This is a genomic window from Nocardioides ginkgobilobae (assembly GCF_054781275.1).
Map to the genome: position 1 here is coordinate 1 of NZ_BAAGUS010000038.1, position 5,258 is coordinate 5,258.

General features: G+C 66.9%; 3 protein-coding genes and 1 pseudogene. 1 reads left to right on the forward strand and 3 read right to left on the reverse strand.

All coding sequences use genetic code 11. From position 1 onward, the window contains the following. Positions 1-57: 57 nt before the first annotated feature. From ACYVID_RS17995 to ACYVID_RS18005, 3 genes and pseudogenes are all read right to left on the reverse strand, one after another. Positions 58-564, reverse strand: a complete 507-nt coding sequence (locus ACYVID_RS17995; protein WP_460739434.1) for a hypothetical protein — start codon at positions 562-564, stop codon at positions 58-60. 112 nt (positions 565-676) lie between these two features. Further along, positions 677-1,942: an IS256 family transposase gene (locus tag ACYVID_RS18000; RefSeq protein ID WP_460739431.1), complete on the reverse strand. Its 1,266-nt coding sequence runs from the start codon at positions 1,940-1,942 to the stop codon at positions 677-679. Between the two features lie 300 nt (positions 1,943-2,242). Further along, a pseudogene (locus ACYVID_RS18005) lies at positions 2,243-3,487 on the reverse strand (IS256 family transposase). A 281-nt stretch (positions 3,488-3,768) separates the two neighbouring features. Between ACYVID_RS18005 and ACYVID_RS18010 the strand changes: the two are divergent. Continuing rightward, the gene (locus ACYVID_RS18010) at positions 3,769-5,163 is read left to right on the forward strand and encodes a DUF6884 domain-containing protein (RefSeq protein ID WP_460739433.1); all 1,395 of its coding nucleotides are present in this window, start codon (positions 3,769-3,771) and stop codon (positions 5,161-5,163) included. The last annotated feature ends 95 nt before the right edge of the window (positions 5,164-5,258 follow it).

The following is a 5,258-nucleotide window of genomic DNA, read 5'->3' on the forward strand; positions in this document are numbered from 1 at the left end:
GCACCCGCATGGCCTTCGGCTTCAAAGACCCCGACGCCCTCATCGCGCTGCTCATGCTCACCCTCGGCGGACACCGACCCACACTCCCAGGCCGAACATGACCCACACATCAGTCACAAGAGCCCGACCCGTCGAGTGATCAACGATGCCGATCTTGCGCCAGTGGTTGCGTCGAAACGGATCTTGCGTCACCACGAACTCGACGTCCCTACTCCAGCGGTCCTCGGGCAGGCGTATCTCCAGCCAATACTTGGAGCGCATCTCCGGTGTCATGGAGCAAGAGAAGAGAACTTCGGGGCGGACAGTCGTGCCTGGGTCACTGGCGAAGGGGTGCTGACCGTCCAGCTCGCTGAGCATCGCAATGGCGAGCTGCGAACTGATGGTCCACGGTTCGCCTTGATGCATGTAGAAGCGGCGGTTACTTCCTCCAGGTGCGAGCCGTGTCCGCCAGGAGAAGGTCGTCCACGACTCTGTGGAGGTACTTCGAGCGTGGCTGACCAACGACACCTCGATCCCATTGGTGTCCACTCGATCGACCCTGAAATCCGTCTCGCTGTAACCCATAACATTCACCTCTCGAGTTGACCCGTCATAGTCGAGAGCTACGAGCGAAGCGCCCTCAGTCGCGTTCCCGCTGGGACTGTCAGATCTTCGGTGTAACTGGCCACTGGCATTTCTAGTTGTCCGAGGGGTTGATGCGTCCCTCGAAGGTGATGGCGAAGGCGTTGAGGGCTGCCTTCCATCGGATGACCCATCGTGCCCTGCCGGTGCCGGTGGGGTCGAGTGATCGGGTGACCAGGTAGAGGCACTTCAACGCCGCTTGGTCATTGGGGAAGTGGCCCCGCGCTCGGACCGCTCGCCGGTAGCGGGCGTTCAGAGACTCGATCGCGTTCGTCGTGCAGATGATCTTGCGGATCTCCACGTCGTAGTCCAGGAACGGGATGAACTCGCCCCACGCGTTGCGCCACAGCTTCACCGCGGCCGGGCAGATCGCGCCCCACCGCTCCTCGAACTCCTCGAGCCGCGCGGCTGCCTGCTCGGCGTTGACCGCGGTGTAGATCGGCCGAAGGTCCTTGGCCATCTTCTCCCAGTGCTGGCGGGCGGCGTAGCGGAAGGTGTTGCGGATCAGATGAATGATGCAGGTCTGGACCTGGGTCAGCTCCCAGGTCGCGGCGATCGCGTCGGGTAGACCCTTCAGGCCGTCGCACACCGCGATGCACACGTCCTCCACGCCGCGGTTCTTGATCTCGGTCAGGACCTGGAGCCAAAACTTCGCGCCCTCGCCACCGTCGCCGGCCCAGATGCCGAGGATGTCGCGTTCCCCGCCGGTGGTCACGCCGATGACGACGTAGAAGGGCTTGTTGGTGACCTGTCCGTCGCGGACCTTGACCACGAGGGCGTCGATGAAGATGACCGGGTAGACCCGGTCCAGGGGCCGGGTCTGCCACTCCACCATCTCGCCGATCACCTTGTCGGTGATGCGACTGATGGTGTCTTTGGATACCTGGGCGTCGTAGACGTCGGCGAAGTGCGCTGCGACCTCCCCTGTCGTCAGACCGCGTGCGGTCAGCGACAGCACGATCTGATCGACCCCGTCGAGGCGCCGCTGCCGCTTCTTCACGATCCGTGGCTCGAAGGTGCCCTGACGGTCACAGGGCACGTCGAGCTCGACCGGCCCGATGTCGGTCAGCACCGTCTTGGACCGTGTGCCGTTGCGGGAGTTCTGCCCGTTACGACCGACCGGGTCGTGCTTGTCATAGCCCAAGTGCTCTGACAGTTCTTCTTCCAACGCGGTCTCGAGGACCTGCTTGGTCAGTCCGGACAACAGCCCGGCCGGTCCCATCAGGTCGACGCCTTCGGCCTTGGCCTGGTCGACCAGTCGCTGCGCGATCTGCTGCTTCTCGTCCTCATCGAGCACCACAGGCTCGAGGGTGTCGGTCACGATCCCTGCTCTCTGCCAACCTCACGGCCGGCGTGTCGAGCCAGGACCAGTTACACCGTTGATCTGACAGACCCTTCCCGCTGGCTCCTCACGCCTGGGCCCACGCTATCGAGGAGTGCTCGGAGATTGGCCGGAAACGACTCGGCTTAGAGGCGCGCCTCCGAAGCGAATGGTGGTTCCGGCCTCGACCGAGGTGACCGCTTGCGCAGCTCTGATGGACAGTGATCGAATCCAGCCGATCCTAGGCAAGGTCAAGTCCCCGGTAGTGGTGTAGCGCTGCGTTCCTTCGAAGGGGGTCGTTTAGGCGGTCAGTGCTGGTAGGTCGTCGGCTCCGATCTCGGTGTTGGTGGTGGGGACGATGTTGACGCGGCAGCGCGCGAGGACCTCGAGTCCGAGGTGCGGCGTCCTTCGGCCCATTCGTCGGTCTGCTCGGCCAGGACTGCTCCGACGAGGCGGACGATGGCCTCGCGGGTGGGGAGGATCCCGACGGCGTCGGTGCGGCGGCGGATCTCGCGGTCGAGTCGCTCGGCGGGGTTGTTGGACCAGATCTGGGTCCACACGTCCTTGGGGAAGCCGGTGAAGGCGAGGATGTCGGCGCGGGCGCCGTCGAGGTGGTCGTGGGCCGCGGGGAGCTTCTCGGCGACGTAGTCCAGGAGTCGGTCGAACTGGGCGTGCACGGCTGTGGCGTCGGGCTGGTCGTAGACGCTGCGCAGCATCGCTTTGACCGCCGGCCACATCGACTTCGGCGTCACGGCCATGAGGTTCGCGGAGTAGTGGGTGCGGCAGCGTTGCCAGGCCGCGCCAGCCAGGTTGGCTGCGACCGCCTCGACCAGACCGGGGTGGGCGTCGCTGGTCACGAGCCGTACCCCGGACAGGCCGCGGGCGACCAGGTCGGCGAAGAACTCGTTCCACGCCGCTCCGGTCTCGGATGTGGCCACGCGCATGCCGAGGACCTCACGGTGCCCGTCGCCGTTGACGCCGGTGGCCAGCAACACCGCGGCGTTGATGACCCGTCCGCCTTCGCGGACCTTCATCGTCAGCGCATCAGCGGCGACGAACGTGAACGGGCCAGCGGCATCGAGGGGCGGTGGCGGAACTGCTCGACGTGCTCGTCGAGCTCGGCGGCCATCCGCGAGACCTGCGACTTCGACAGGGAGTCGATGCCGAGGGTCTTGACCAGCTTGTCCATCCGCCGCGTGGACACCCCGGCGAGGTAGCAGTCGGCGACCACGGTGATCAGCGCGGTCTCTGCTCGCTTGCGGCGCTCGAGCAGCCACTCGGGGAAGTAGGTGCCCTTGCGGAGCTTGGGGATCGCGACGTCGATGGTGCCGACGCGGGTGTCGAGGTCACGCTGGCGGTAGCCGTTGCGCTGCGCTGTCCGGCCCGGGGGGGGCGGCCGTACTCGGCGCCGACCACGGCGTCGGCATCCGCGCACAGCAGGGCGTTGATCATCGTCTACAGCAGCTGCCGCATCAGATCCGGCGACGCTTCGGCGAGGGCTTCACCAAGCAGGCGTGCAGGGTCGACAATGTGAGGAGCGGTCATCGTGATGACTCCGTTCGAGAGTGCTGTGAGAGGTTCGCTCGAAGGATCACGCGGTGGCCGCTGCTTCGTCATCCGTACACCCTGGTGACGATCTCGGCGACCGCGCTACACCACTATCGGGGACTCAACTGATCGACGCCACTGGGGCCGGGGATCTGACAGGCATGTATCTGGGGCAGGCCATGCCCGGCTGTCGGCCCGGACGGACGGGTACGCAGCTGGTAGCAGCTGTCGGGGGTAGCCACGCGCGGCCAGCGTGGCGTGGGAGTTACCGTGCCCGCATGGCAGCGAACTGGGCCGCGCTGGCGGATTTCCTGCGCGGCAGCGCCGACACCGTCACGATCAGCTGGCCCGACCTGGACGCCATCGTCGGCGGAATGCCGCAGTCATCGCTTGACCATTCTGCGTGGTGGGGCGGCGACCGTCCGCACACCCGCGCCTGGAAGTCCGCTGGATTCGTCGTCACAGCCAGGCAACCAGGAGTCTCGGTGACGTTTCAGAGGGTCGGGGCCGATCAAGTTCCCCCAGCAGCACGGGTCGTCGAACCACCGGCGTTGACCCAGGGTCCGCCTGCGGATGCGCCTGCGACAACCCCCAAGGCAGGGCGGCTGCTGCTCATCGCCTGCGGTAAGGCCAAGGCGGCCGGGCCGTCGGCGGCGAAGGACTTGTACGTCTCTGCGCGGTTCCGTAAGGCACGCGCCTACGCCGAGCGGTCCGGGGTGCCGTGGTTCATCGTGTCGGCCGAACACGGCCTCGTCGGACCCGAGGAGTGGCTGGCCCCGTACGAACGGTACCTGCCGAACACCCCGCGCGACTACCGCACGGCGTGGGGGGAATGGGTCGCAGCCCGATTGGACCTGCTGGCGGGACCGCTGGGCGGCCGGATCGTCGAGATCCACGCGGGCGAAGCCTACCTGCAGCCGCTCGGCGCTCCCCTGGCCCGTCGCGGAGCCCGGGTCGACCAGCCGCTCCACGGGCTGACGGCCGGGCGCTGGCAAGGCTGGTACGACGCTCACGCAGAGCATCCCCTCGAGGCCCACCCCGACGCCTACACGGACGCGCGTGCCGACCAGCCAGCGGTGCGGGAGGTGGCGAGGCAGAGCAGGGGGCCCGATGTCTCCGTCGGCGATCCCCGTGACTGGATCACGCGGCTGGGCGACGAGACGAATGCGGTGCACCCCGCGGACCTGGCTGGGCTGGAGCGAGAGGTGATGGACGGGCCCGGCCTGTACGGCTGGTTCATCGACGCGGGCGGGGCCAAGGACCTGGGCCGCGGCTTGGGAGTGGCGGTCTCCCCCGGCCTGATCTACGTCGGCCAGACCGGTGCCACCAAGTGGCCGTCTGGCACACCCAGCAACGGCACCCTGATCAACCGCATCCGACGCCAACACCTGGGCGGGCGACGCAGCAGTTCCACCCTGCGTCGAACACTGGGCGCGATCCTGGACGCCGCCAGCGACCGTCCGGTGTCCAGGGATGACCTGACCGCCTGGATGTTCGCCCACCTGCGGGTGGTCCCGGCCATCACGACCGACCCTGCGTCGCTGGGAGACCTGGAACGCCAGGTCGTCCAGGCACTGGAACCACCCCTGAACCTGGACCACGTCGGCCCCACCCCCGGACGTGTCCGCCTGAAGCAGCTTCGGGGGCCTGACCCTGGTTCTTGGACACGCTGAATCCAGCACCTGCTGGGGAAGCGAGATGATCCAGGAATCATGGCCAGGAAGAACTACTCCGAGGAGTTCCGTCGTCAGGCCGTCGACTTGTACGA

Bases quoted from the DNA above. Each gene is read 5' to 3' on its own strand.
- ACYVID_RS17995 (WP_460739434.1), bottom strand. From the start codon at position 564: ATGGGTTACAGCGAGACGGATTTCAGGGTCGATCGAGTGGACACCAAT.
- ACYVID_RS18010 (WP_460739433.1), top strand. From the start codon at position 3,769: ATGGCAGCGAACTGGGCCGCGCTGGCGGATTTCCTGCGCGGCAGCGCC.